Origin of the sequence: Clostridium sp. C1, assembly GCF_018223625.1 — a bacterium.
GTDB lineage: Bacteria > Bacillota_I > Bacilli_A > Erysipelotrichales > Coprobacillaceae > Allocoprobacillus.
The window spans coordinates 2,581,946-2,603,322 of sequence record NZ_CP073631.1; the positions used below are offsets into that span (position 1 = coordinate 2,581,946).

A 21,377-nucleotide genomic window follows, 5' to 3' on the forward strand; every position below is an offset into this window, starting at 1 on the left:
AATAAGCAAGCAGGCTCTCAACAAGGCCATTAGAAAGCTGAATCCAAATGTTTTTCATATCTCATCAATCGATTTTCAGCCATCTATTATACATCGTCGCTCCCTAAAAAATATAGAGGATATTTCCTGATTGCAGAAGATGGGACCTATATGGAAATCCCATACAATGTCTATAATATCTATGATTTTCATTTTGTGGAGAATCAACATATCATTGACATGTTCGATGTCAAAAAAGTCCAGTCCAAGGCCGGAGGACTCTATGATGTCCTTAATGGTCTGTTTATAGATTTTTCCCTTAGGCCTGCACCATATTCAGAATTGCCTCTTGCGTTTTCTCATCTCTATCGAAGTCAAAGTATATTCAAGGGAAAGGATGTCATTTATCTTGCTGACAGATATTATGGATCAGCCGAAATCATATCCCACCTTGAGTGTATTGATTATCATTATATCATCAGAGGAAAAAGCAATTTCTATAAGAAGCAGGTTGCGCTCATGAAATCTGATGATGAATGGATTGAGGTGGAAATTGATGAAAAATGGAGAAGGAGATTCCGATTTTCACCTGAAGCCATGGAATTGAGAGAAAATAATCCAGTCATGAAAATCAGGGTCATTAAAAGAAGAATTGAATATATCAACAATCATGGAGAGGCGTGTCAGAAAGAGCTTATTTTCTTTACCAACCTAGGAGAGGAATTCTCTGCTCAGGAAATCATTGAGCTATATACATATAGATGGGATATCGAAGTTTCATACAAGACACTCAAAACAGGCCAGGAGATAGAAAGGCATATAAGCAGTGATGGTGATGTTGCACGAAATGATATATATGCAAAGGTACTGTTTCATAATATTGCAGGAATCATGAGAAAAGAGTTGAACCGTTCACTTGAAATGAAAGAGTCAAATAGACAGTATGTTGTCAACATAGCACAGCTACATGAAATCATACATGATGTCAACATTCTGCTTTCAATGATCAATGGTAAAAAAAGACAGCTAAAAAAGAAGATAGAACAGATAGAGAAGATGCTAGACAAAATAAAAGTGCCTGTTCGCCCAAACAGGCACTATCAACGATGGGGACGAGTCATGATTTCACCACCAAGCTATCGCTTCAGACTTGATGGAAGAAACAATCCAAAAGTCAGACGATACAAATCAGTGCTTATGACAATATCCCCGTAGTTAAGAATACAATTATATTGTATCATAAATTTAATGGGATAAAATTTTAAAAAACGAAAAAAAATCAACAGGGGCTTTATGCGCTTTTTTTGCATAATAATAAAGAGTGCATATAGTCATACCACAAGAATTACAGAAATAAAAAAAGAGTCACCTAGTCTAATATACTAAGTTGACTCCATTGACTAGTATTAGGAATAGTAGGTTTATTTTTAAGAATACGTATAACTTCAAAAAATTGCTGAAAAGCTCCTTTGACATGATAGTAATTCACACTTTTCTCTGTAAATTCTAAAATCTCACTAGAACCAAGAATAGGAGTTAAAAATAACATCGTCAACATATATATAAGAAAAGAAAGAATAAAACAGTTTGTTAATGATAAATCTGAATATAAATGAAAAATATTAAAAAAACCAGCACCTGCGAACAACCCCAAAAAGGATAAACCAATCGAATAATTAAAAATCTTCTTTTTTGTCATTGTTTCTCCAATGATAATTTTATTCATAAACATCTCCTCCTCATGCTTCTATTATATTTTCTTGCCTTGATTTATAAAGTGTGGAGGCATGAAAAGCGTACATCATGGCATAAAATGATTTATAATCAAAAGAAAAGATAAGATTCACTTACCTTTTTTTAAACAGTATATACATTTTTATTGACTGAATATGATTTTTCCTTCATCATCTTCCTTTTCATTGTTTGTTTGAATATATTGTTCAATAATAGAATCAGAGTAACTTAACAGATGACCAAAAGCATAAGCAATTTCTATTCTTGATTGATGATATTGATGATTCAAAATAGATTGTTTTTTACGTTCTTTTAAAGCAATATATTCTTCTATATATTTCTTTTCTTTATAAAAGATAATATTATAAGTATTACGATTAAGTGAATAAGGAAATAAATCAGTAATTAAAGGATCATCATCTAAGTAATAATGTGTCTGATATTTATTTGTTATAGCATTGACAAAAGGAATATAACTATCTCTATTCTCTTTTGTTGTACAGGGATGAGCTAAAGCTATATGTTTCATACCAGCTTTTACCATTTCGTTAAAACAATCAATCACTCCACATTGATAGGAATATGTATCTATTTGTTTCATTTCAACCATACCTTTTTTGTTTACATCATGTCTTGCTTGTTTAAATCAAAATCTTTATAGTATTTAGAAAATAAATTCTTTTCTTTGAGTTCATAAACTTGGTTGTCCATATAATAATAAGATTCACCATTTTGAAAATAAATATCCAATACAGTCTGTGAATTTCTAATATTATCTCTCATAATAAAAGATTGATTTGTTTGTGTTGTTCCAAAGAGGATCATCGGAATACGTGTGTATAAATGAAACATTTCAACAGGTCTTCTTACACTTGTATGAAAAGTAGGGTTCATAATTTTTGAGTCACCTGTATGTGATTCAAGAATATGAATGACATCTTCAAAGTTATTTTGTAATGGAAATGATAAGCAACTTCCTTTTGGTTGAAGGTCCTCTTTAGATATTTTCAGTTTCTTATGATACTGATAATTAGTCATTTCTATCACTTTTTGTTTGGCTAATGTTTTAAAAACTAGATAACCTTCTACTTGATTATCTAAATAAAGATCATATAAAGTCATTGTCATTCCTCGCTTTCACTATTTATTTTACTATATATAAGATGATGAATCTACAATTATTTCTTAAAGCAAAAAAACACTAGACTTAGGATCTAGTGCTTATATTCTTCAGCAAAGAATACTTGATGCCATAATGAGAAACAATAAACAGTCCATATTTTTTTATAATAGTCATGTTTATGATTTTTATGATCTTCTAACATAGAAAGTAATTTTTGATCATCAAAAAGCTGTTTAATAATAGGTGTCTGTAAACCATCATAGACTTTTTGATAAAGATCATCTTCACGCATCCATTCACGTAATGGAACAGGGAAACCTAATTTCTTTTTCTTATAGGCTTCATTAGGGATGGCTTTTTTAGCGGCTTGTCTTAATAAGACTTTTGTATTTTCCTTTGTGACTTTTTGATTATCTTTTAATTGACTGGCAACTTGGAAGACTTCTTTATCAGTGAAAGGAACACGACTTTCGATAGAGTGTGCCATTGTCATTTTGTCACCTTTTTGTAAAATATCTTTAATAAACCATGTCTGTAAATCAAAAGCTTGTCTTTTTTGAATATTTGTGGCTTTTTTAACATTTTCAAAAACATTTCCAACAATATCCTGATGACTATGTAAATGACTTATATCTCTTAATAAATGTTTACAATCATTATCAGAGAAAACAGGATTGACACCGACATAATAATCTTCAATACGTTCACCATTTCTAATTAAAAATGGAACTCCCTTAAAAGTAGGCAAATGCTTACAAAGAGATGCGATTGCATGTCTGATAAAGAATGGCAATTTACCATAGATACCACTATCAATATCGCCTCTATAAGTATTGTAACCACCAAAGAATTCATCAGCCCCTTCACCAGATAATACAACTTTGACATCTTGACTGGCAAGTTGGCTGACAAAGTATAAAGCAACAGCTGCAGGATCGGCTGTAGGTTCATCTAAATGATACATAATCTTTGGTAAGACTTCTAAATATTCTTCTTTTGTAATAATCTTACTTTTGTTTTCAATACCTAACTGTTGTGTTAAATCTTTCGCATAATTGATTTCATTATATCTTTCATCGTTATATCCGACTGTATAAGTATGTTGAGGTCTAGCTAATGAAACAAGATATGATGAATCAATTCCACTACTTAAAAAAGAACCAACTTCAACATCAGCGATTAAATGATGTTTGATAGAATCTTTCATAATCTGATCAATAGCTTGAATCATTTCCTGATCTGTTTTATATTGATCTTTAAAAGCTATAGAATAATAGCGTTTGATTTCAATTGATTGATTTTTATAGATAAGATAATGACCAGGTAATAATTGTTTTACATTTTTAAAGAAAGTTTGTTCGCCAGCCACATAATTCATTTTTAAATAAATATCTAAAACATCTGTATTTAATTCTTTATGAAAATCTGGATGATCTAAAAATCCCTTAATTTCACTGGCAAATAAGAAATGTTGAGGATCATCATAATAATAGAAAGGCTTGATTCCAAAATGATCTCTGGCACAAAATAATTCATGTGTATCTGTATCATACAATGCAAAAGCAAACATTCCTCTTAAATAATTCACAACATCATATCGATATTCTTGAAATCCATGTAAAATAACTTCCGTATCACTATGTGTTAAAAAGACATGTCCTTTATTTTCTAAATCTTTTTTTAATTCTAAATAATTATATATTTCCCCATTAAAAACAATTACTAAGTTATTTGATTTCATGGGTTGCTGTCCACCAGCTAAATCAATAATAGATAAACGACGATGACCTAAAGCAACATAATCATCAATAAACTGTCCTTCACCATCAGGACCTCTATGAGCAATACGATTCATCATCTTTTTTAATATTTGACTGGCATTTTCATTGGTTGGCGCAAATCCAACAATTCCACACATTCTCATCACATCCTTCGTGAAAGCATTATATCACGCTTTTTTGTATAAACAAATAAAAAAGTAAAGAAAAAGAGGAGTTAATCCTCTTTCACATCAACATATAATTCAACATACCCACATTTTTTACATAAAGCAGCCTTAAGAGAATATTCTTTTTTCTTAAGATTTTCATTTTTTTCAATCAATGTAAAATCACTGATTGGTTGAGCCGTATCTTTAATATAACAGTTTTCTTTCATTTCATCATGACATCTTGGACATTTTCTCATGTATACCACCTCTTTAATATTATTATACAAAAAATGAAAAAGAAAACAAAGAAAAACAAAAAAACGAATAATAATGATTTTACAAGAAAACCATTATTTCCCATTTTATTCATCAAAATATATGTTATAATATGTCGAGGAGTGTGATAGAATGATTAAACTTGAAAATGTAACAAAAGTTTATAAAACCGGCGTAAGAGCTGTTAATAATATGAATGTCGATATTGGTGAAGGAGAATTTGTTTATGTTATAGGGCCTACGGGAGCTGGAAAATCAACATTTATTAAGTTGTTATATCGTGAAGAAAAAGCCAGTTCAGGAAAGGTCATTGTTGCAGGGCAGGATGTTTCTAAGATTAAGGATAGAAAAGTTCCTTATTTTAGAAGAAATATTGGTGTTGTTTTTCAAAACTTTAGATTATTACCTAAGAAAACTGTTTTTGAAAACGTTGCTTTTACATTGGAAGTCACAGATACACCTAAAATCCAAATTAGAAAAAAAGTACGTAGAACATTAGAATTAGTTGGTTTGGAAGATAAAGCCAATGCTTTTCCTCATGAATTATCTGGTGGTCAACAACAACGTGTCGCTATTGCTAGAGCGATAGTCAATAGTCCTAAAGTTTTGATTGCTGATGAACCAACAGGAAACCTTGATCCTGATACTTCAAATGAAATTATTGAATTATTAGAGAGAATTAATGAAGTGAATCATACAACTATTTTAGTTGTGACACATGATAAAGAAATTGTTCAAAAGCATAAAAAGAGAACCATTTTGATTGAAGATGGATGTATTAAAACAGATACAAGTGCAGGAGGTTATGTTGATGGAGTTCATTAGTTGTATAAAAAACTTTCCAAAACATTGTAAAACAGCATTTCAGAATATTTGGCGTAATGGTGTGATGTCTGCATCTTCTATTTTTGCTGTAACGATTACTTTATTGTTGATTGCAGTCATTGGTGTGATTGCGATTAATGTACAAGATATGACTTATAGCATTGAAGATAGTTTAACGATTTATGTCAAGATGGATCGTGAAATTAGTGATAAAGAAGCCCAAGAGATTTTACCAGAGATTGAAAAGATTGATGGTGTCAAGAAAGCAACTTTTTCTTCTAAGGAAAATGAATTGGATAAAATGATAGAAATGCAGGATGAAGATGGAAAGAAATTATTTGAAACTTATCGTGAAAATAATCCATTAGGAGCAGCTTATGTTGTAGAAGTCAAAGATGCTAAGGAAATTGATACTGTGGCTGATAAGATTAGTGCCTTAGACCATGTCAATGATGCGACTTCTGGAGGGGCATCTACAAATTCTTTAGTGAATAGTCTGGAAACTATTCGTAATGGGGGAGCTGTATTTGTTGTTGGTTTAACAGTAGTCGCTTTATTTATGATTGCCAATACAATTAAAATTACAATTACATCAAGACAGACAGAAATCAGTATTATGCGTATGGTAGGAGCTAGTAACTGGTACATTCGTTTGCCATATATGCTAGAAGGTGTCTTTATTGGTTTATTAGGTGCCATTATTCCTATTCTGGTTGTTTATTTTGGGTATAATTGGATTTATAGTGGAGCAGCTGATTTTTTACCAGCAATGGTATCTATGCGTGAACCATTTCCATTTATTTGGCAATGTGCTGGTATCATGATTGCATTAGGTTGTGGTGTTGGTTTAATTGGAAGTTTTGTTTCGGTAAGAAAGTTCTTGAAATTCTAGGCTTTAGGTGAAATCCTAAGGCCTTTTTTGGAGGTTATGATGAAAAAATTAATCATGATTGGTGGAACAATGGGTGTTGGAAAAACAACAGTGAGTCATTTATTGAAAAAAGAATTGCACCATAGTGTGATGTTAGATGGGGACTGGTGCTGGGATATGCATCCATTCATTGTTAATGATGAAACAAAAAAGATGGTTATGGATAATATTGTTTATCAATTACAGTCTTTTATTCATTGTTCAGTTATTGAAAATATTATTTTTTGTTGGGTATTACATGATCAAAGTATTATTGATGAGATTTGTCAAAGGCTGGATACTTCTCAGTGTCAGGTTTATTCTATCTCACTTCTTTGTAATGAAGACACATTAAGACAACATCTTCAAAAAGATATTGATTTAAAAATAAGAGATGAGAGTGTTATTGAAAGAAGTTTAGAACGTATGGGACATTATCATGATCTTTTGACATATAAGATTGATATTTCTTTTTTAAGTCCAAAAGAGATTGTTGAATATATTCTTGATTATATTCAATAACAACATACGTTTGACTTCATTATCTATTTTCCTTATAATAGGGAATATATAAAGGCAGGGACATATGATGTTTACAAAGAAAGAAATTTTTAGTATTCCAAATATATTATGTTATTTTCGTATATTACTCGTACCCGTATTTTTATGGGCATATTTTGATTTACAATCGGATGAGGGGCATTTTGTAGCGGCAATTATCTTGGTACTATCAAGTTTAAGTGATTTTTTTGATGGATTCATTGCCAGAAAATGTCATATGATTACAGAACTCGGTAAGCTGATTGACCCTGTGGCTGATAAATTGACACAGTTTGTAGTGGCATGTACATTGATGTATACTTATCCAGCCTATGCATGGCTGGTTGCGATTATTGTCTTGAAAGATGGTATGTTGTTGTTTGTGGGATATTATATTTATCGTAAAAAAGATAAACATCTTTCTCAAGCTCAAATGCCGGGTAAGGTTGCAACAGCTGTATTCTTTATTGTGTCTATTATTCTGGTTGCTTTTTATATTCCTGGAACCATGATTTCATCAATTTTGATTTATTCAACGCTTATTTTAATGATTATTGCGATGATTTATTATGGACATGGTTTATATCGTTTATATCGTGAAAATTAAAGGCTTTTATAGCCTTTTTTCTATGTTTTCTTTTATGAATTCGGTATAATAAAAACAGGTGATATATTATGGGAAATAAAAGAGAATTAAAACGTTTATGTTATATGGAAGCTTTGGAAGATAATGTAGTTGGAGTAGAGATGATTTTAAATAGGTTTAATCAGATTGATAATAAAAAAGGGATTTTTGATTCTTATATTTTGACACATGATCGTACCAAAGCTATTTTGGATTTAGAATTGTCACTGGCTACACTTTGTATTTTACTTAGGAAAATGTCTGAAAACTTGATGGTTGCTATACCATCAGAATTACGACGTGATATTAATAGTATTATTCACTCTAATCGTTTTGAATACAATCGTTTAGAAGTTATTGTTTATTCACAAAAAGGGAGAGAACCAGTAGATTTAAGAGGGTTGCTTCGCTTTTGTCATTCAGTGCTTGATAGTGACAAAGTTCGTAAATAAGGGATGTTAAAATATCATTGGTGATGACAATGAATTTAAGAAAGAATATAGGTATCATTATGATGATGTTAGGTGTGATTTTAACGATTAATCATGAACAACAAAATGAGTTTATTCAACAGCTGGAAACAAGTATCAAGGCTTATTGGCCTCTTGTTATTAGTTTTATAGGTATCTATATGATTTCTACACCTAGAAAAAGAAAATAAAATGTATATATAACTTTATTTTTTAAGTCAAATTTTGTATAATGAACGCGTATGGAGGTATAGAGAATATGAAAAAAAGACCTGTAGTTTTATGTATTTTAGATGGGTATGGATTAACTGATCGTGTCGATGGAAATGCGGTAAAATTAGCAAATACACCTAATTTAGATGATTTAATGGCTATGTATCCAACAACAACTTTAAAAGCTTGTGGAAATGCGGTTGGATTACCTGAAGGACAAATGGGGAATAGTGAAGTTGGACATTTAAATATTGGGGCTGGAAGAATTGTTTATCAATCATTAACACTTATTAATAAAGCTGTAGAAGATGGAACATTCTTTACAAATGAAGCTTTCTTAAAAGCAATTCAACACGCTAAAGATAATAACTCAAAATTACATATTTGGGGATTATTATCAAATGGTGGTGTTCATTCTTCAAATGAACATATCTATGCTTTATTAAAACTTGCAAAAGATCAAGGATTAGAAAAAGTTTATGTTCATGCATTCTTAGATGGTAGAGATGTAGCTCCAGATAGTGGTGCTGATTTCGTACAAGAATTACAAGATAAGATGAATGAAATTGGTGTTGGTCAAATTGCTTCTATTTCTGGTAGATATTATGCTATGGACAGAGATAAAAGAATGGATCGTATTGAATTAGCTTATAATGCATTAATTGGAAAATCTGGTGAAACTTATAGTGATCCAGTTCAATATGTCAAAGATTCATATGCGAAAGAAGTTTATGATGAATTCGTTATTCCTGGATATAATCCAGATACAAATGGTGCTATTGAAGATAATGATGCAATTATCTTTGCAAACTTTAGACCAGATAGAGCTATTCAAATGTCTAATGTGTTCACTGCTGATGTTTATGATAACTTTAAACCAGCTGATAAACCAAAAAATATTCACTTTGTATGTATGATGAGATATGCTGATACTGTTAATGGAGATATTGCTTTCCATTCATTAGATTTATCTAATACTTTAGGTGATTATTTATCAGCTCAAGGATTAAAACAATTAAGAATTGCTGAAACTGAAAAATATGCTCACGTGACATTCTTTATGGATGGTGGCGTTGATAAAGAAATTGAAGGAGCAACTCGTGTTTTAATTAATTCACCAAAAGTGGCGACTTATGATTTACAACCAGAAATGAGTGCATATGAAGTCAAAGATGCATTAATTGCTGAATTAGATAAAGATATCTATGATGTTGTGATTGTCAACTTTGCTAACTGTGATATGGTTGGACATACTGGAATTATTCCAGCAGCTATTAAAGCAGTCAGTGTAGTTGATGAATGTGTTGGAGAAGTTTATGAAAAAGTGCTTGAACTTGGTGGAACAATGTTAATTACTGCTGATCATGGTAATAGTGAAAGATTATTAGATGAAGAAGGAAATCCATTTACAGCACATACAACAAATCCAGTACCTTTAATTCTTACAAATACACACTTAGAATTAAAAGAAGGTGGAAAGTTAGGAGATTTGGCTCCAACAATCTTACAGTTATTAGGATTACCAATTCCTAAAGAAATGACTGGAGAAAGCTTATTAAAATAATAGAAATGAAGGCTAAGACGAATCAAAACGTCTGGCCTTTTTTTTGTAGACAACATGAAAATAAGTCTATCTATGTCAAAATATGATATAATAAGTAAAAGGGAGGGGTTTATTATGAAACCAAAATTAAAATATGCTCCATTTGCTATTGCTTCTGCAATAGTGAGCATAATCGCTTTGATTGGAACATATATAGTGTATTCATCACTTAATCAATTAATGAATGGAGAGGGGGATTATTTTTCAACGTTATCAGAATTCTCAATGAGTTCTTTATCCAATGGTGCAAAACTCTTTGGGTTTGGATGTCTTGCTGTTGCCGTTGTTTCGCTTATACTTATTGTTTACTTTATTTTTGAAGAAAGAAAGTTATCAATTATAGTAACAGGTATTGTTGGAATCATTGAATTTATATTGTTTGTTCATTTCTTTGATACAATTGGTTCAGCATTATCCAATATTGGTTCTTATTTATTTGGATCTGATTTTTCTTATAATGATATTATAGGTTCAATGCATAGCAGTCTTTTATTAGTTTTGCTGGCATCTTTGATTGGTACAGTGATCAATATTATCATTCTTTTACAAATGTATCATGTGATTCATATTTCTTTTTTACAACCTTATATGCCTTCTTTACAAAAACAGATTCAAACAGTTGTTGAAGAGGCAAAGCAGGATGAAGGAGGCGAATCACAATGAAAAAAACATATACTTTTAAACCATTATGTTTATTGGTTATTATTTTTGATGCAATTCTATCCATCAGTTTATGGAGAATGTTGTCAATTGTAGGAAATTTTTTAACTGCACTCACATCTTTATCAAGTATTCTAAGAGTCTTGCTCTTTTATTTGTTAGGTGTTTTAGGTGTGATTGTTATGACTGTGTTTCTCTATCTTTATTATGTAAAGATAGAAAAAGCAAAGGGTATTCTTTTTGATGCGATTGCCCATACATTACTTGCTGTTTATTTTGGATTACAGCTTTTGGGTTTTGGAAATGGTCAGACATTATCAGCAAATGATAGTTTGTTTAACATTATTGCTTTATTTGTTCTTGTTTTGGTTGTAATACATGTTTTTGTGATGTTAAGACTTGATGATATGATTCATGTCACACTTTTAGATGCTTATTTACCAGCAGGAAAAAATCAGATGATGCAATCTCAAACAGTTGAAGAACCAATACAGGATATATCATCTGTGCAAGAAGATTTGCAGGAACAAAAGGAACCACTTATGACCAAAGAAAAAGCAGTTGCATTTTTCAAAACGAAAAATGGTAAAATAGTCATTGGTGTGATTGGAGCGATTGTGATTGCTTTTGGTGGATATAAAATTTGGGATACTTTCTTTCATAAGACAGTTATTGATGCATTTATGAATGTGACGGTATCTTTTGATGGTTATAATACTGAGGGAGAGGCACATGTTGAAAATGCAGGTATTGATTATGATATGACTAATGAAGATTTGGCACAATTTGTAGGAGATATTTCATTTGAAGTTGAAAATAATGGAACACTTTCTAATGGTGATCAAGTCACTGTAAAAGCTGTTTATTCCAAGGAAACAGCCAAACAGTTGAAAGTCGTTTTAAAAGAAGAAACAAAACAATTTGATGTCAGTGGTTTGACTGTGAAATATCAAAGTGTTTCAGAAATTGATCAGAAACTTTATCAACAAGCCTACAATAAAGCGATTGAAGAATCAAAGGATGTATCAGCATTCAATGAAGATACACAGGAAACATTTTATAAAGCCTATTATGTCAAATCACAAGAAGAACAATTAGATTATCAAAGAAACTATTTGATTTTTGTATTTAATGAAACATATCAAAGTTATGATTATACAAAAAATCAAGATGTTGAAAAAAAGAGATATGCTTGTTATTATACGGAATTTGATTCAAGTTATAATCCAGATGAAGTCTATATGACACATTCTTATTTATATAATGATTTATATACGTATGTAGAAAACGAAAGTGATATTATTCCAGCTTTACAAAGAAAATCTATTACTGATTATGGTTTGTCACAAATTGAAGAAGTTAATATCTCTATTTAAAAAGAATAAATCATGAAAAGTTAATACAAAGTTTAAATATTCATGTTAGATTGAAAAAGAAATGATTTGACATGAATATTTTTTGTGTTATATTAAACAAAAGTGGTGATGAAATTGAAAAAGTGGATTTGCTTGTTTATAACGTGTTTTTTGTTGATGGGTTGTCAAACAGTGAAGACGGAAAAAATAAGTGTTGAAGGAATCCAGACTATTCCTTATGAAGAATTAAATGAATTACTTAATGATGATGTCACTTTTTTGTTATATATTGGTAGACCGGATTGTGGTGATTGTCAGGAGTTTTATCCTGTTTTGGAAGAATATGTTAAACAACATGATGGAACAGGTTTGTATTATTTAAATATTAAAGAATATCGTGATCGTGCCCGTGATAAAGATGCTTCGCAGGAAGAAAAGGATTTTTATGAAAATCTTTATGAGAGGCTTGATTTTGACTGGACACCAACCATTCAAAAAATAACGAATGGAAAGATTGTGGAAAGTTATCAATATTTGGATGAAGATTATTTTGATATCAAAGATCGTCAAAAACAATTAGAGGAAAAACAGGCGTTTTTAGATGAATTTGAGATATTTATGAATACATATTTTGAGGAGGAATAAGGTATGAAGAAATGCCCGAGATGTGGACATGACTTAAAGGATGATGAGAATTTTTGTTCTCATTGTGGTTTGGATTTAAGAAATCATTATCACCATCGTAAATCCAATAATAAAGCTATGACTTATTTGTTGTATGTGATTATTTTCTTTTCGTTTATTACAATACCTTTGTTGTATAGTCGTATTTTAAGTGGAATGACAGGTTATGAAACAATTCAACAAAATGAGAAAATAGCTTTACCAGCTATAGAGGGAGAAGCAACGGCTTTGATTGCCAGTTATGATACATTGGCTGATTTTCAAAATCAGTTTACGAATGTTGATGGTATTGTAGAAAAGATTCAACAATATGAAGATTCATTAGCTCAAAAACAAGAAGGTTCATGGACAAAATCTTATGTCATTCAGATTACTAATAATTATAACATTTATTATGATTTGACTTATCAGGTTGCAGTGGATGAGCATACAACACTTCAAATAGAACGTTCTTTTGATCGAGCTCATAGTTACAATGATGAAAAAATCACAATGATAAAAAACGATATAACAACATTTGAATCTTTATTCTTATCAGATTCACAACAACAACTTTTTCAAAAGTTTTCTGGTTCACAGGATACAACAACACAATTAATGAATGATTTTCAAAAACGTCAAGATGAATTTGAAAAGAAAAAAGAAACACTAGGACATTATGGTATGGGTAATTATGATGGACAATCTTCTTTTGTTGTGTATCCACAACAAAAAAGTTTTCAGTCAAAATTAACTTATGTACATACGCCTCAAGAATATATTGATGAATAAAGAGGGCTCAGCCTCTTTTTTCTTTGCAAAGATAAAGATATTGGATATAATAGGAAACAATAGGTGATGTATGATGAAAATGTTAATAAGTGATATTGATGGAACATTAATCAAAGAAGATCAAAATATCAGTCAATCTAATGTAGATTATATGCATGAATTACAAAGACAGGGACATAAAATAGCTTTATGTACAGGGAGAAATCGTTTTGAAATGCAGTGGGTTTTAGACACTGTTACTTTTCCTTATGATTATCTTATATTAAATAATGGAGCACTCATTTTAGATAGGAATCATCAGATAATCTATGAAAAGATGATTGATGGAGATGTTGGCAAAGCTGTTTTGGACTATATATCCAATTTTAAAGAGCTGGATTATTTTTATAGTGATGGAAATAGCAGTTATGGATATGAAAATGGTTATTATATAGAACGGATGATAAAACAGTTTCAACATATTGATGATATATTTTATCAAGATTCATCGTGTTTTGAAATTATTTCTTTTTGTCAAAGAAATCATCAGATGGATATCAGTCAACAATGTTTTGAATATATTCAAAATCATTGGCATCAACAGTTAAGCATTTATTATAATTTACATTGTGTAGATATTGTCGCAAAAGGTTGTTCTAAAGGAAATGCAGTGATATGGTTATGTCAGCATTTAAAAATAGATCACCAGCATATCTATGCGATAGGTGATTCCTATAATGATTTATCAATGTTAGAAAAAGTAGAGAATAGTTATACATTTCATTATGCTCATGATGATATCAAAACAGTGATACCACGACATGTTCATTATGTTTATGAAGTCATTCAAAAAATGTTAGAGGAGGAAAAAATATGAGTTGGCAAGATAAATTAAGAAAAGTTGATCCCTATATTGCAGGAGAGCAACCACGTATTCAAAATCTCATTAAATTAAATACAAATGAAAATCCCTATGATCCAGGTGAAAAAGTAAAAGATGCTATCAAACAGTTTGATTCATCACAATTATCTTTATATCCTAGACCGGATGCTGATGAATTAAGAAAGGCTTTGGCTCAATATCATCATTTAAATGAAAATCAAGTTTTTATTGGTAATGGTTCTGATGAAGTTTTAGCACTCATCTTTTTAACGTGCTTTAATGGAAAAGAACCCGTGTTATTCCCTGACATTAGCTATTCTTTTTATCCAGTATACTGCAAGTTATATCAGATTCCTTATCATCAGATACCATTAAATAATCACTTTGAGATTGTCTGCAGTGATTATTATCAACCAAATTCTGGTATTATTTTTCCAAATCCTAATGCTCCAACAGGTATGTGTGTATCATTAGAGATGATTGAAGATATTTTAAAACATAATTTAGAGAGCATTGTGGTTATTGATGAAGCTTATATTGATTTTGGGGGACAAACTGCTGTTCCATTGATTCAAAAATATCCGAATTTATTAATCACACAAACATTTTCTAAATATCGTTCATTAGCAGGAATTCGATTGGGTGTTGCTTTAGGAAGTCAAGAAGTCATCGCAAGATTATATGATGTGAAAAATTCATTTAATTCTTATCCTATTGATCGTTTAGCACAAGTGATTGGGTTAGCTAGTATGGAAGATAGTGGCTATATTCAAGAAAATGCACAAAAGATTATGCAAACAAGAATGTATACACAAAAAGCATTGAAAGACTTAGGATTTGAAATGACTGATTCAAAAGCTAATTTTATTTTTGTGAAACATCCTCATTATGATGCTCAAAAGCTTTTTCAGCAGTTAAGAGAAAGGGGGATATTGGTTCGTTATTTTCCACAACCAAGAATTGATCAATATTTAAGAATTACGATTGGAACACAAACACAGATGGAAACACTCGTACAACAAATCAAAGATATTTTACAAGCATAACAGTAGGGTGATGAGAAGAATTGTGTTATAATGCAAACAAAGGAGAAAGTATGAAAAAAGATTTTGCGGTTATTTTTGATTTGGATGGGACGTTGTTAAATACAGATTTATTGATTCAAAAATCTTTTGAACATGTTTTTAAGCGTTATAAACCTGATTATCAGATTAGTGATGAAGAACATTTATCATTTTTAGGACCAACATTAAAAGAAACTTTTTCAAGATATTTTCCTGATGATATGATTGATGAGTTGATTGAATATTATCGTGAATATAATCATAAGCACCATCAAGACTATGTGACGATTTATCCACATATTAGAGAAACCTTGAAAACTTTAAAACAAAAAGGGTATCCTTTAGCTGTTGTGACAACGAAATATCGTCAAGCTGCTTATATTGGTTTAGATTTATTTGATTTGACTAATTATTTTGATATGGTTTTAGGAATGAATGATGTCCAACATGTTAAACCTCATCCAGAAGGTATTGTGAAAGTTATGCAGACTTTAGCGTGCAATCGAGGGTTATATATTGGCGATAATATCACAGATATTATGGCAGGAAAGAATGCAGGAATTTATACTGCAGGTGTCAAGTGGACACCGAAAGGATATGAAATATTAGAAAAGTTAGAGCCTGATTTGATGATTGATGATATGCAGGACATTATAACATTTGTAGAAAGGGTGAGTGAAGAATGATTGATTTAATTGTTGTAGGAGCTGGACCAGCCGGTTTAACAGCGGCTTTATATGCATCTCGTGCTGGAGCGAGTGTGCTTGTTTTAGATGGTGGGGCACCTGGTGGAAAGATGAATTTAACAGCTGAAATAGAAAACTATCCGGGTTTAATTACAAAAGGACCACAACTAGCTTATGCAATGTATGAACAATGTCTTTCTTTTGGTGCAAAGTATGAATATGGTGAAGTGACACAGATTGAACACTATGAAGATCATCAAGTTGTTTATGTCGGAGAAAAAACATATGAAGCACGTTATGTTTTCATTGCGACAGGAACGAAAGAACGCCATATGGGAATCCCTCATGAAGAAGAAATGAGTGGGAGAGGTGTTTCATATTGTGCTGTCTGTGATGGACCATTCTTTAAGAATAAGGATGTATGTGTTGTGGGTGGAGGTAATAGTGCTATTGAAGAAGCTATTTATCTCAGTGATATTGTCAGTCGTGTTCATATTATTGTTCGTCGTGATGTTTTACGTGCTGATCAATACTTGGTTAATAAATTACAAACAAAAGAAAATATTGAAATGCATTATTTAAAGAAACCTCATGAGATTGTTGTGGACAATCAAAAGGTCGCTGGATTGGTTGTTGAAGATTCACATACAGGAGAATTGTCTACGATTGAAGCACAAGGTATTTTCCCATTTATTGGTTTGGATCCTATTACAGAATTTGTGAAGGATTTAGGTATTGTCAATGAAAAAGGTTATATTGAAGTTGATGAAAATCAAGAAACAAAAGTTACTGGTATTTTTGCGGGTGGCGATGTGACTGACAAATCATTGCGTCAAGTTGTCACTGCTGCAAATGATGGAGCTGTTGCCGGACAATACATTGCTTCATTATTAAAATAATTGTCAAAGGGAAAGGAGATTTCTTTTCTCTTTTTTTATGAAAAGAGTACACTTATAATGTGATTTTTGATATATTATAAAAGGAGAGGGTGAGTGAGTATGAATAAAATTGAAGTTGTTGTGGTTACAGGAATGTCAGGTGCTGGAAAGACACAGGCGATGGCTATTTTTGAGAATATGGAATATCGTTGTATTGATAATTATCCGATTCCTTTATTAAAGGAGTTTGGAGATTTGATGCGTACTTCAACGAAATATTCTAAAGTGGCTATGGCAGTATCTTTAGGTGATGCAATTTTAGCTGTGCGTATTTTGTCTAATATGGATTGGGTGGATTTAACGGTTATTTTTCTGGATTGTGATGATAAAGTCTTGCTTTCACGTTATAAACAAACAAGACGTTCTCACCCATTAATGATTAGTAATGTGGCTTCTTCGTTAGTTGAAGCGATTGAATTTGAAAGAGAAATGGCTGATCCTATTAGTCAATTAGCAAATATTGTGATTGATACAACATTATTGAAACCAACAAAATTACAAGATAAACTGGAAAGTTATTTTCATAAAGGAAATCGAGATGTTTTTAGAGTTTCTTTTATTTCCTTTGGTTATAAACATGGTATTCCAAGAGATGCAGATTTATTGTTAGATGTTCGTTTTTTGCCAAATCCTTTCTATATTGAAAGTTTAAGAAAATTAACAGGTAATGATAAAGAAGTTTATGATTATGTGATGTCACAAAGTGAAACACAGGAATTTGTTCGTAGAACGATTGAATACTATGATTATTTACTTGAAAAATATGAAGAAGAAGGTAAAATGCAGATGATTATTGGGATTGGATGTACTGGGGGACAACATCGTTCAGTGACGCTTACAAATTATTTTGCTGAACATTATTCTCAATATTATCAAGTTTATAAATGGCATCGTGATGCTGATCATTAAGGAGGTTTTAAGATGATTTCTTTTTCAAGAATCGTCAAAGAGGAGATTGTTTTCAATGATTTTGATCAAGAATGTGAAAAAGCTATTTTATGTGCGATGATTAAAATCATTGGCACATTGTCTTTAAATCAGTCGGGATTATCATTAACTTTAAGAACAGAGAATGCGAAAATTGCTTCTAAATTACATAAGTTCTTAAAAGATTTATATCAGCCCCATATTGAATTTAGAGTTTCCAGAAAGATGAAATTAAAGAAAAATAATATCTATATACTCAAAGTATCCAAAGCCAGAGAGATATTAGAAGATCTACATCTTATGGAAGGAATTGGGATTCAAAGTTTTCCAGATATTCGTTTTTTAGAAACAGATACGAAAAAAAGAGCCTATCTGGCAGGGGTTTTCTTATCTTGTGGAAGTGTTAATAATCCTGATACATCAAATTATCATCTGGAAATGAGTGTCAATGAACCTGAATATGCTTCATTTATTATGGAATTAATGAATCATTATGATTTGAATGCAAAAATGATTAAAAGACGTAATAAATATGTTGTGTATTTAAAATCTGCTGAAAAGATTGGTGATTTTTTAAGAGCAATTGGGGCTTCTCAATCGGTTATGAATTTTGAAATGACACGTATTGATCGTTCGATGGCTAATACAGTGAATCGATGGAATAATTGTGATATAGCTAATGAAGTGAAAGCAATGAGTGCGTCAACTTCGCAGATTGAAGATATTGCCTATATTATTGATAAGGTAGGAATAGAAATTTTAGATGATAAGACACGTACAGTGGCATTGTTGCGTTTAGATAATCCAGAATTAACATTAAATGAACTGGCAGACGCCTATGTTCAAAAAACCGGACAGACCATTAGTAAATCTGGTTTGCATCATCGTTTTAAAAAGATCAAAGAAGAAGCACAAAAAATACGTCAAATGGAGAACGGATAGTTATGGAAAATATTAATGTACGATTTGGCAGAAGAATTAAAGAATTACGTTTGATGCAAAACGTTTCGCAGGAAGAATTAGGGTTTCGTTGTCAATTATCTAAAAACTATGTATCCGATGTCGAAAGAGGACGTCGTAATGTGTCGTTGAAGGTTGTTGAAAAGTTTGCCTTAGGATTAAAAGTGCCAGTTTATTATTTATTTGTCTGGCACGAAGATGAAGAAACAGTTCATTTATAGTTTATATTTATCATATAGACTATATCGCAAAAGGAGAAATGTTATGGGATATAATTTTATCTATTTGTTATGTGTTTTGGTATTATTGATGTTAGCATTAAGATTATTTTTACCAATACTCATGGCTGTTATTGGTGTGATTGTTGTCATCTGGTTGATTAGAAAATTGTTTTCTTCACATCGTCGTCATCAGACATATGAAGATGATGATCGCAGTTATTATGAATCGATTTATGAGGAAGATTCTAAACAAAATGAAGATGTTATTGATGTGGATTATAAAGTTGTTGATGAACAGGAAAATCCACATCAATAGGATGAGGGAGATGAAGATATGTTTTGTCCAAGATGTCAAAATGAAGTCAATGAAGATATGAACTATTGTCCACATTGTGGATATCCAATGAAGCACTGTCCTTATTGTCATCATCTGATTCAAGATGATGATCTTTATTGTCCAACATGTGGAAAAATGCTTCATAAAGCATCTCAAGATGATATTGGAGGTTATTATGAACCTTTATTTCATGATGGAAATGATAATCATCATGAACATCAAAAGACATTTAAAGATATACCGGTCAATCAAAAGGTGAATAAAGTTGTTGTTTTGGTAAGTGTCATTGTCCTTGTAATTTTATCAGTATTGTCTTATGAATATATTGAACATGGACCTTCTTTAACACCAGAAACATCAAAAACAACATTACCACGTCAAGAAATGACGCTTTCTGGTCAAACAGATCCATCTAGTTTGACAGGGAATCAAAATCAAAATGGTCAGGCCTACTTTGATGGAAAAAATCTTTATTTATGTGATTTACAGGGAAATCTTATATTAATGGATCAAAATTTGAATCAACAAAAAACATTGTTGTCTAAAAAATGTGAGAATCTGATTGTGCATAATGATACCATTTATTATACAGATACAAATAATCATTTTTGTGAAATGTCAACAGATGGTCAAAATCAAAAAACTATTCTTTCTAAAGCTGTTTATTATCCTTATTTGGATAATCAGCAATTATATTATCAGTTAGATGAAGATCAGGAATCTCTTTATGTTTATAATTTAGAAAGCAAAAAAGAAACAAAACTAAATGATCGACCAACCTATTGTATTAATGTTGTAGATGATATGATTTATTATTTATCTAAAGATGGTATATATCGTATACGTAAAGATGGAAAGAATGATGAAAAATTATTAAGTGGAACATTTGATAATGTCATTTATTCACAAGGAAAACTTTATTATCTATCGACTGAAGGTATCTGTGCTTTTGATATCGAGAGTCAAAAAGTATCAGTGATTAAAGAACTTGTTGCATCTTTTATTAATATGAATGATCAATATCTATTCTATCAGTCAATGGATGGTAGTGTGGAAAGATATGACTTGAAAACGCAAGAAGAAAAAACAATTTATAATGGGCTGGTAGAAATAGGATATATTGTTGGAGATAAGCTGATTGTTGAAACGAGTGTGTCCTTATATACACAGGATAGCTATGCTGTTGTGATGGATTTTGATGGAACACAGCAACAAAGATTATTTTTTGATGGACAAGGAGATTATATTTAATGATTGTCGTTCTTGTTTCAGCAAGATATCAGCGCATTTTAGAATGGCTATCTCATGAACCGATTGAAGCCATTAAGACGATTGAAGTTGTCAAAAGGGTTGGACCTAAAATCTTCTTGTATGTGGATACATCGCTTTCTTATGAAAAGATTATACAGTCTTTTCGACAACGTATTATAAGTTGTGGAGGTATTATGTATGTTTATCAGTTTTATCGTATTTTTAATGGGATGATTGATTATAATGAATATTTATCTGATGAAACAAAAATGTCCATGCCTTATTATCAATCTCATCATAAAGATATTTTAGAATCAGAGTATTTAAAAAAATAGTTACAAGCGTAGCTATTTTTTTATTTAAAGACACTCAAATCATAGCATTCCTTGTAAACAGGTGCTATAATAGTGCATATATTAAAAATGAGGTAAAA

27 protein-coding genes are annotated in these 21,377 nt (G+C 31.0%); 22 read left to right on the forward strand and 5 right to left on the reverse strand.

The features are described 5' to 3' along the window. The first annotated feature begins 150 nt into the window (after window positions 1–150). Complete coding sequence (locus tag KEC48_RS13820) at window positions 151–1,194, forward strand: transposase (protein WP_211963057.1); 1,044 nt, start codon at window positions 151–153, stop codon at window positions 1,192–1,194. Between the two features lie 154 nt (window positions 1,195–1,348). Here KEC48_RS13820 and KEC48_RS13825 read toward each other — a convergent pair whose 3' ends face one another. The 5 genes from KEC48_RS13825 to KEC48_RS13845 form a co-directional block, all read right to left on the reverse strand. Next, window positions 1,349–1,705, reverse strand: a complete 357-nt coding sequence (locus KEC48_RS13825; RefSeq protein WP_211963059.1) for a hypothetical protein — start codon at window positions 1,703–1,705, stop codon at window positions 1,349–1,351. A 150-nt stretch (window positions 1,706–1,855) separates the two neighbouring features. After that, complete coding sequence (locus tag KEC48_RS13830; protein WP_211963061.1) at window positions 1,856–2,314, reverse strand: hypothetical protein; 459 nt, start codon at window positions 2,312–2,314, stop codon at window positions 1,856–1,858. Window positions 2,315–2,334: 20 nt separating this feature from the next. Beyond that, on the reverse strand, window positions 2,335–2,841 hold the full coding sequence (locus tag KEC48_RS13835) for a hypothetical protein (protein WP_211963063.1): 507 nt from the start codon (window positions 2,839–2,841) through the stop codon (window positions 2,335–2,337). Between the two features lie 86 nt (window positions 2,842–2,927). Beyond that, window positions 2,928–4,754, reverse strand: coding sequence for an asparagine synthase (glutamine-hydrolyzing) (gene asnB, locus KEC48_RS13840; protein ID WP_211963065.1), 1,827 nt, complete (start codon window positions 4,752–4,754; stop codon window positions 2,928–2,930). Between the two features lie 77 nt (window positions 4,755–4,831). Further along, window positions 4,832–5,023, reverse strand: a complete 192-nt coding sequence (locus KEC48_RS13845; RefSeq protein WP_087358325.1) for a hypothetical protein — start codon at window positions 5,021–5,023, stop codon at window positions 4,832–4,834. 151 nt (window positions 5,024–5,174) lie between these two features. Here KEC48_RS13845 and ftsE point away from each other — a divergent pair, with 151 nt between their 5' ends. The 21 genes from ftsE (at window position 5,175) to KEC48_RS13950 (ending at window position 21,279) form a co-directional block, all read left to right on the forward strand. Continuing rightward, complete coding sequence (gene ftsE / locus KEC48_RS13850) at window positions 5,175–5,867, forward strand: cell division ATP-binding protein FtsE (RefSeq protein ID WP_087358327.1); 693 nt, start codon at window positions 5,175–5,177, stop codon at window positions 5,865–5,867. After that, entirely contained in the window at window positions 5,854–6,759 is a 906-nt protein-coding gene (ftsX, locus tag KEC48_RS13855; RefSeq protein ID WP_211963066.1) for a permease-like cell division protein FtsX, read from the forward strand. Before ftsE ends, ftsX begins: the two co-directional genes overlap by 14 nt. 39 nt (window positions 6,760–6,798) lie before the next feature. Beyond that, window positions 6,799–7,299, forward strand: coding sequence for an AAA family ATPase (locus KEC48_RS13860; RefSeq protein ID WP_211963067.1), 501 nt, complete (start codon window positions 6,799–6,801; stop codon window positions 7,297–7,299). 67 nt (window positions 7,300–7,366) lie between these two features. Then, on the forward strand, window positions 7,367–7,924 hold the full coding sequence (locus tag KEC48_RS13865) for a CDP-alcohol phosphatidyltransferase family protein (protein ID WP_205090244.1): 558 nt from the start codon (window positions 7,367–7,369) through the stop codon (window positions 7,922–7,924). 68 nt (window positions 7,925–7,992) lie between these two features. Continuing rightward, window positions 7,993–8,394, forward strand: coding sequence for a hypothetical protein (locus KEC48_RS13870; RefSeq protein WP_211963069.1), 402 nt, complete (start codon window positions 7,993–7,995; stop codon window positions 8,392–8,394). A 29-nt stretch (window positions 8,395–8,423) separates the two neighbouring features. Continuing rightward, window positions 8,424–8,603: a hypothetical protein gene (locus KEC48_RS13875; RefSeq protein WP_087298199.1), complete on the forward strand. Its 180-nt coding sequence runs from the start codon at window positions 8,424–8,426 to the stop codon at window positions 8,601–8,603. 68 nt (window positions 8,604–8,671) lie between these two features. After that, window positions 8,672–10,189, forward strand: a complete 1,518-nt coding sequence (gpmI, locus tag KEC48_RS13880) for a 2,3-bisphosphoglycerate-independent phosphoglycerate mutase (protein WP_211963072.1) — start codon at window positions 8,672–8,674, stop codon at window positions 10,187–10,189. A gap of 114 nt (window positions 10,190–10,303) precedes the next feature. Then, a complete protein-coding gene (locus tag KEC48_RS13885; RefSeq protein WP_211963073.1) occupies window positions 10,304–10,891 on the forward strand; it encodes a hypothetical protein in 588 nt (195 codons plus the stop codon). Beyond that, the gene (locus KEC48_RS13890; protein ID WP_211963075.1) at window positions 10,888–12,264 is read left to right on the forward strand and encodes a hypothetical protein; all 1,377 of its coding nucleotides are present in this window, start codon (window positions 10,888–10,890) and stop codon (window positions 12,262–12,264) included. Before KEC48_RS13885 ends, KEC48_RS13890 begins: the two co-directional genes overlap by 4 nt. Before the next feature lie 171 nt (window positions 12,265–12,435). After that, window positions 12,436–12,888 carry a hypothetical protein gene (locus KEC48_RS13895; RefSeq protein ID WP_211963077.1) on the forward strand — a complete coding sequence of 151 codons (453 nt, stop codon included), beginning with the start codon at window positions 12,436–12,438 and terminating at the stop codon, window positions 12,886–12,888. A gap of 3 nt (window positions 12,889–12,891) precedes the next feature. Continuing rightward, window positions 12,892–13,698, forward strand: coding sequence for a zinc ribbon domain-containing protein (locus KEC48_RS13900; protein WP_211963079.1), 807 nt, complete (start codon window positions 12,892–12,894; stop codon window positions 13,696–13,698). Window positions 13,699–13,771: 73 nt separating this feature from the next. Further along, a complete protein-coding gene (locus KEC48_RS13905) occupies window positions 13,772–14,554 on the forward strand; it encodes a Cof-type HAD-IIB family hydrolase (RefSeq protein WP_211963081.1) in 783 nt (260 codons plus the stop codon). Next, window positions 14,551–15,606, forward strand: coding sequence for a histidinol-phosphate transaminase (hisC, locus tag KEC48_RS13910; RefSeq protein WP_211963083.1), 1,056 nt, complete (start codon window positions 14,551–14,553; stop codon window positions 15,604–15,606). The genes KEC48_RS13905 and hisC overlap by 4 nt, the downstream gene beginning before the upstream one ends. Window positions 15,607–15,656: 50 nt before the next feature. Further along, window positions 15,657–16,310 (forward strand): pyrophosphatase PpaX, encoded by a 654-nt coding sequence (gene ppaX, locus KEC48_RS13915; RefSeq protein WP_211963085.1) that lies wholly within the window; start codon window positions 15,657–15,659, stop codon window positions 16,308–16,310. Then, window positions 16,307–17,209: a thioredoxin-disulfide reductase gene (trxB, locus tag KEC48_RS13920; protein WP_211963087.1), complete on the forward strand. Its 903-nt coding sequence runs from the start codon at window positions 16,307–16,309 to the stop codon at window positions 17,207–17,209. Before ppaX ends, trxB begins: the two co-directional genes overlap by 4 nt. A 99-nt stretch (window positions 17,210–17,308) precedes the next feature. Then, on the forward strand, window positions 17,309–18,157 hold the full coding sequence (gene rapZ / locus KEC48_RS13925) for an RNase adapter RapZ (protein ID WP_087358368.1): 849 nt from the start codon (window positions 17,309–17,311) through the stop codon (window positions 18,155–18,157). A 12-nt stretch (window positions 18,158–18,169) separates the two neighbouring features. Continuing rightward, entirely contained in the window at window positions 18,170–19,117 is a 948-nt protein-coding gene (whiA, locus tag KEC48_RS13930) for a DNA-binding protein WhiA (protein ID WP_087358352.1), read from the forward strand. A 2-nt stretch (window positions 19,118–19,119) separates the two neighbouring features. Beyond that, a complete protein-coding gene (locus tag KEC48_RS13935; protein WP_087358353.1) occupies window positions 19,120–19,356 on the forward strand; it encodes a helix-turn-helix transcriptional regulator in 237 nt (78 codons plus the stop codon). A 43-nt stretch (window positions 19,357–19,399) separates the two neighbouring features. Beyond that, window positions 19,400–19,672, forward strand: a complete 273-nt coding sequence (locus KEC48_RS13940) for a hypothetical protein (protein ID WP_211963089.1) — start codon at window positions 19,400–19,402, stop codon at window positions 19,670–19,672. Window positions 19,673–19,690: 18 nt separating this feature from the next. Beyond that, complete coding sequence (locus tag KEC48_RS13945; RefSeq protein WP_211963091.1) at window positions 19,691–20,944, forward strand: DUF5050 domain-containing protein; 1,254 nt, start codon at window positions 19,691–19,693, stop codon at window positions 20,942–20,944. After that, window positions 20,944–21,279 carry a hypothetical protein gene (locus tag KEC48_RS13950; RefSeq protein ID WP_205090661.1) on the forward strand — a complete coding sequence of 112 codons (336 nt, stop codon included), beginning with the start codon at window positions 20,944–20,946 and terminating at the stop codon, window positions 21,277–21,279. Before KEC48_RS13945 ends, KEC48_RS13950 begins: the two co-directional genes overlap by 1 nt. Window positions 21,280–21,377: the final 98 nt, after the last annotated feature.

Excerpts from the sequence above, each read along its gene's own strand:
- KEC48_RS13820 (WP_211963057.1), top strand. The coding sequence starts at position 151 with ATGGAAATCCCATACAATGTCTATAATATCTATGATTTTCATTTTGTG.
- KEC48_RS13825 (WP_211963059.1), bottom strand. The coding sequence starts at position 1,705 with ATGAATAAAATTATCATTGGAGAAACAATGACAAAAAAGAAGATTTTT.
- KEC48_RS13830 (WP_211963061.1), bottom strand. The coding sequence starts at position 2,314 with ATGAAACAAATAGATACATATTCCTATCAATGTGGAGTGATTGATTGT.
- KEC48_RS13835 (WP_211963063.1), bottom strand. The coding sequence starts at position 2,841 with ATGACAATGACTTTATATGATCTTTATTTAGATAATCAAGTAGAAGGT.
- asnB (WP_211963065.1), bottom strand. The coding sequence starts at position 4,754 with ATGTGTGGAATTGTTGGATTTGCGCCAACCAATGAAAATGCCAGTCAA.
- KEC48_RS13845 (WP_087358325.1), bottom strand. The coding sequence starts at position 5,023 with ATGAGAAAATGTCCAAGATGTCATGATGAAATGAAAGAAAACTGTTAT.
- ftsE (WP_087358327.1), top strand. The coding sequence starts at position 5,175 with ATGATTAAACTTGAAAATGTAACAAAAGTTTATAAAACCGGCGTAAGA.
- ftsX (WP_211963066.1), top strand. The coding sequence starts at position 5,854 with ATGGAGTTCATTAGTTGTATAAAAAACTTTCCAAAACATTGTAAAACA.
- KEC48_RS13860 (WP_211963067.1), top strand. The coding sequence starts at position 6,799 with ATGAAAAAATTAATCATGATTGGTGGAACAATGGGTGTTGGAAAAACA.
- KEC48_RS13865 (WP_205090244.1), top strand. The coding sequence starts at position 7,367 with ATGTTTACAAAGAAAGAAATTTTTAGTATTCCAAATATATTATGTTAT.
- KEC48_RS13870 (WP_211963069.1), top strand. The coding sequence starts at position 7,993 with ATGGGAAATAAAAGAGAATTAAAACGTTTATGTTATATGGAAGCTTTG.
- KEC48_RS13875 (WP_087298199.1), top strand. The coding sequence starts at position 8,424 with ATGAATTTAAGAAAGAATATAGGTATCATTATGATGATGTTAGGTGTG.
- gpmI (WP_211963072.1), top strand. The coding sequence starts at position 8,672 with ATGAAAAAAAGACCTGTAGTTTTATGTATTTTAGATGGGTATGGATTA.
- KEC48_RS13885 (WP_211963073.1), top strand. The coding sequence starts at position 10,304 with ATGAAACCAAAATTAAAATATGCTCCATTTGCTATTGCTTCTGCAATA.
- KEC48_RS13890 (WP_211963075.1), top strand. The coding sequence starts at position 10,888 with ATGAAAAAAACATATACTTTTAAACCATTATGTTTATTGGTTATTATT.
- KEC48_RS13900 (WP_211963079.1), top strand. The coding sequence starts at position 12,892 with ATGAAGAAATGCCCGAGATGTGGACATGACTTAAAGGATGATGAGAAT.
- KEC48_RS13905 (WP_211963081.1), top strand. The coding sequence starts at position 13,772 with ATGAAAATGTTAATAAGTGATATTGATGGAACATTAATCAAAGAAGAT.
- hisC (WP_211963083.1), top strand. The coding sequence starts at position 14,551 with ATGAGTTGGCAAGATAAATTAAGAAAAGTTGATCCCTATATTGCAGGA.
- ppaX (WP_211963085.1), top strand. The coding sequence starts at position 15,657 with ATGAAAAAAGATTTTGCGGTTATTTTTGATTTGGATGGGACGTTGTTA.
- trxB (WP_211963087.1), top strand. The coding sequence starts at position 16,307 with ATGATTGATTTAATTGTTGTAGGAGCTGGACCAGCCGGTTTAACAGCG.
- rapZ (WP_087358368.1), top strand. The coding sequence starts at position 17,309 with ATGAATAAAATTGAAGTTGTTGTGGTTACAGGAATGTCAGGTGCTGGA.
- whiA (WP_087358352.1), top strand. The coding sequence starts at position 18,170 with ATGATTTCTTTTTCAAGAATCGTCAAAGAGGAGATTGTTTTCAATGAT.
- KEC48_RS13935 (WP_087358353.1), top strand. The coding sequence starts at position 19,120 with ATGGAAAATATTAATGTACGATTTGGCAGAAGAATTAAAGAATTACGT.
- KEC48_RS13940 (WP_211963089.1), top strand. The coding sequence starts at position 19,400 with ATGGGATATAATTTTATCTATTTGTTATGTGTTTTGGTATTATTGATG.
- KEC48_RS13945 (WP_211963091.1), top strand. The coding sequence starts at position 19,691 with ATGTTTTGTCCAAGATGTCAAAATGAAGTCAATGAAGATATGAACTAT.
- KEC48_RS13950 (WP_205090661.1), top strand. The coding sequence starts at position 20,944 with ATGATTGTCGTTCTTGTTTCAGCAAGATATCAGCGCATTTTAGAATGG.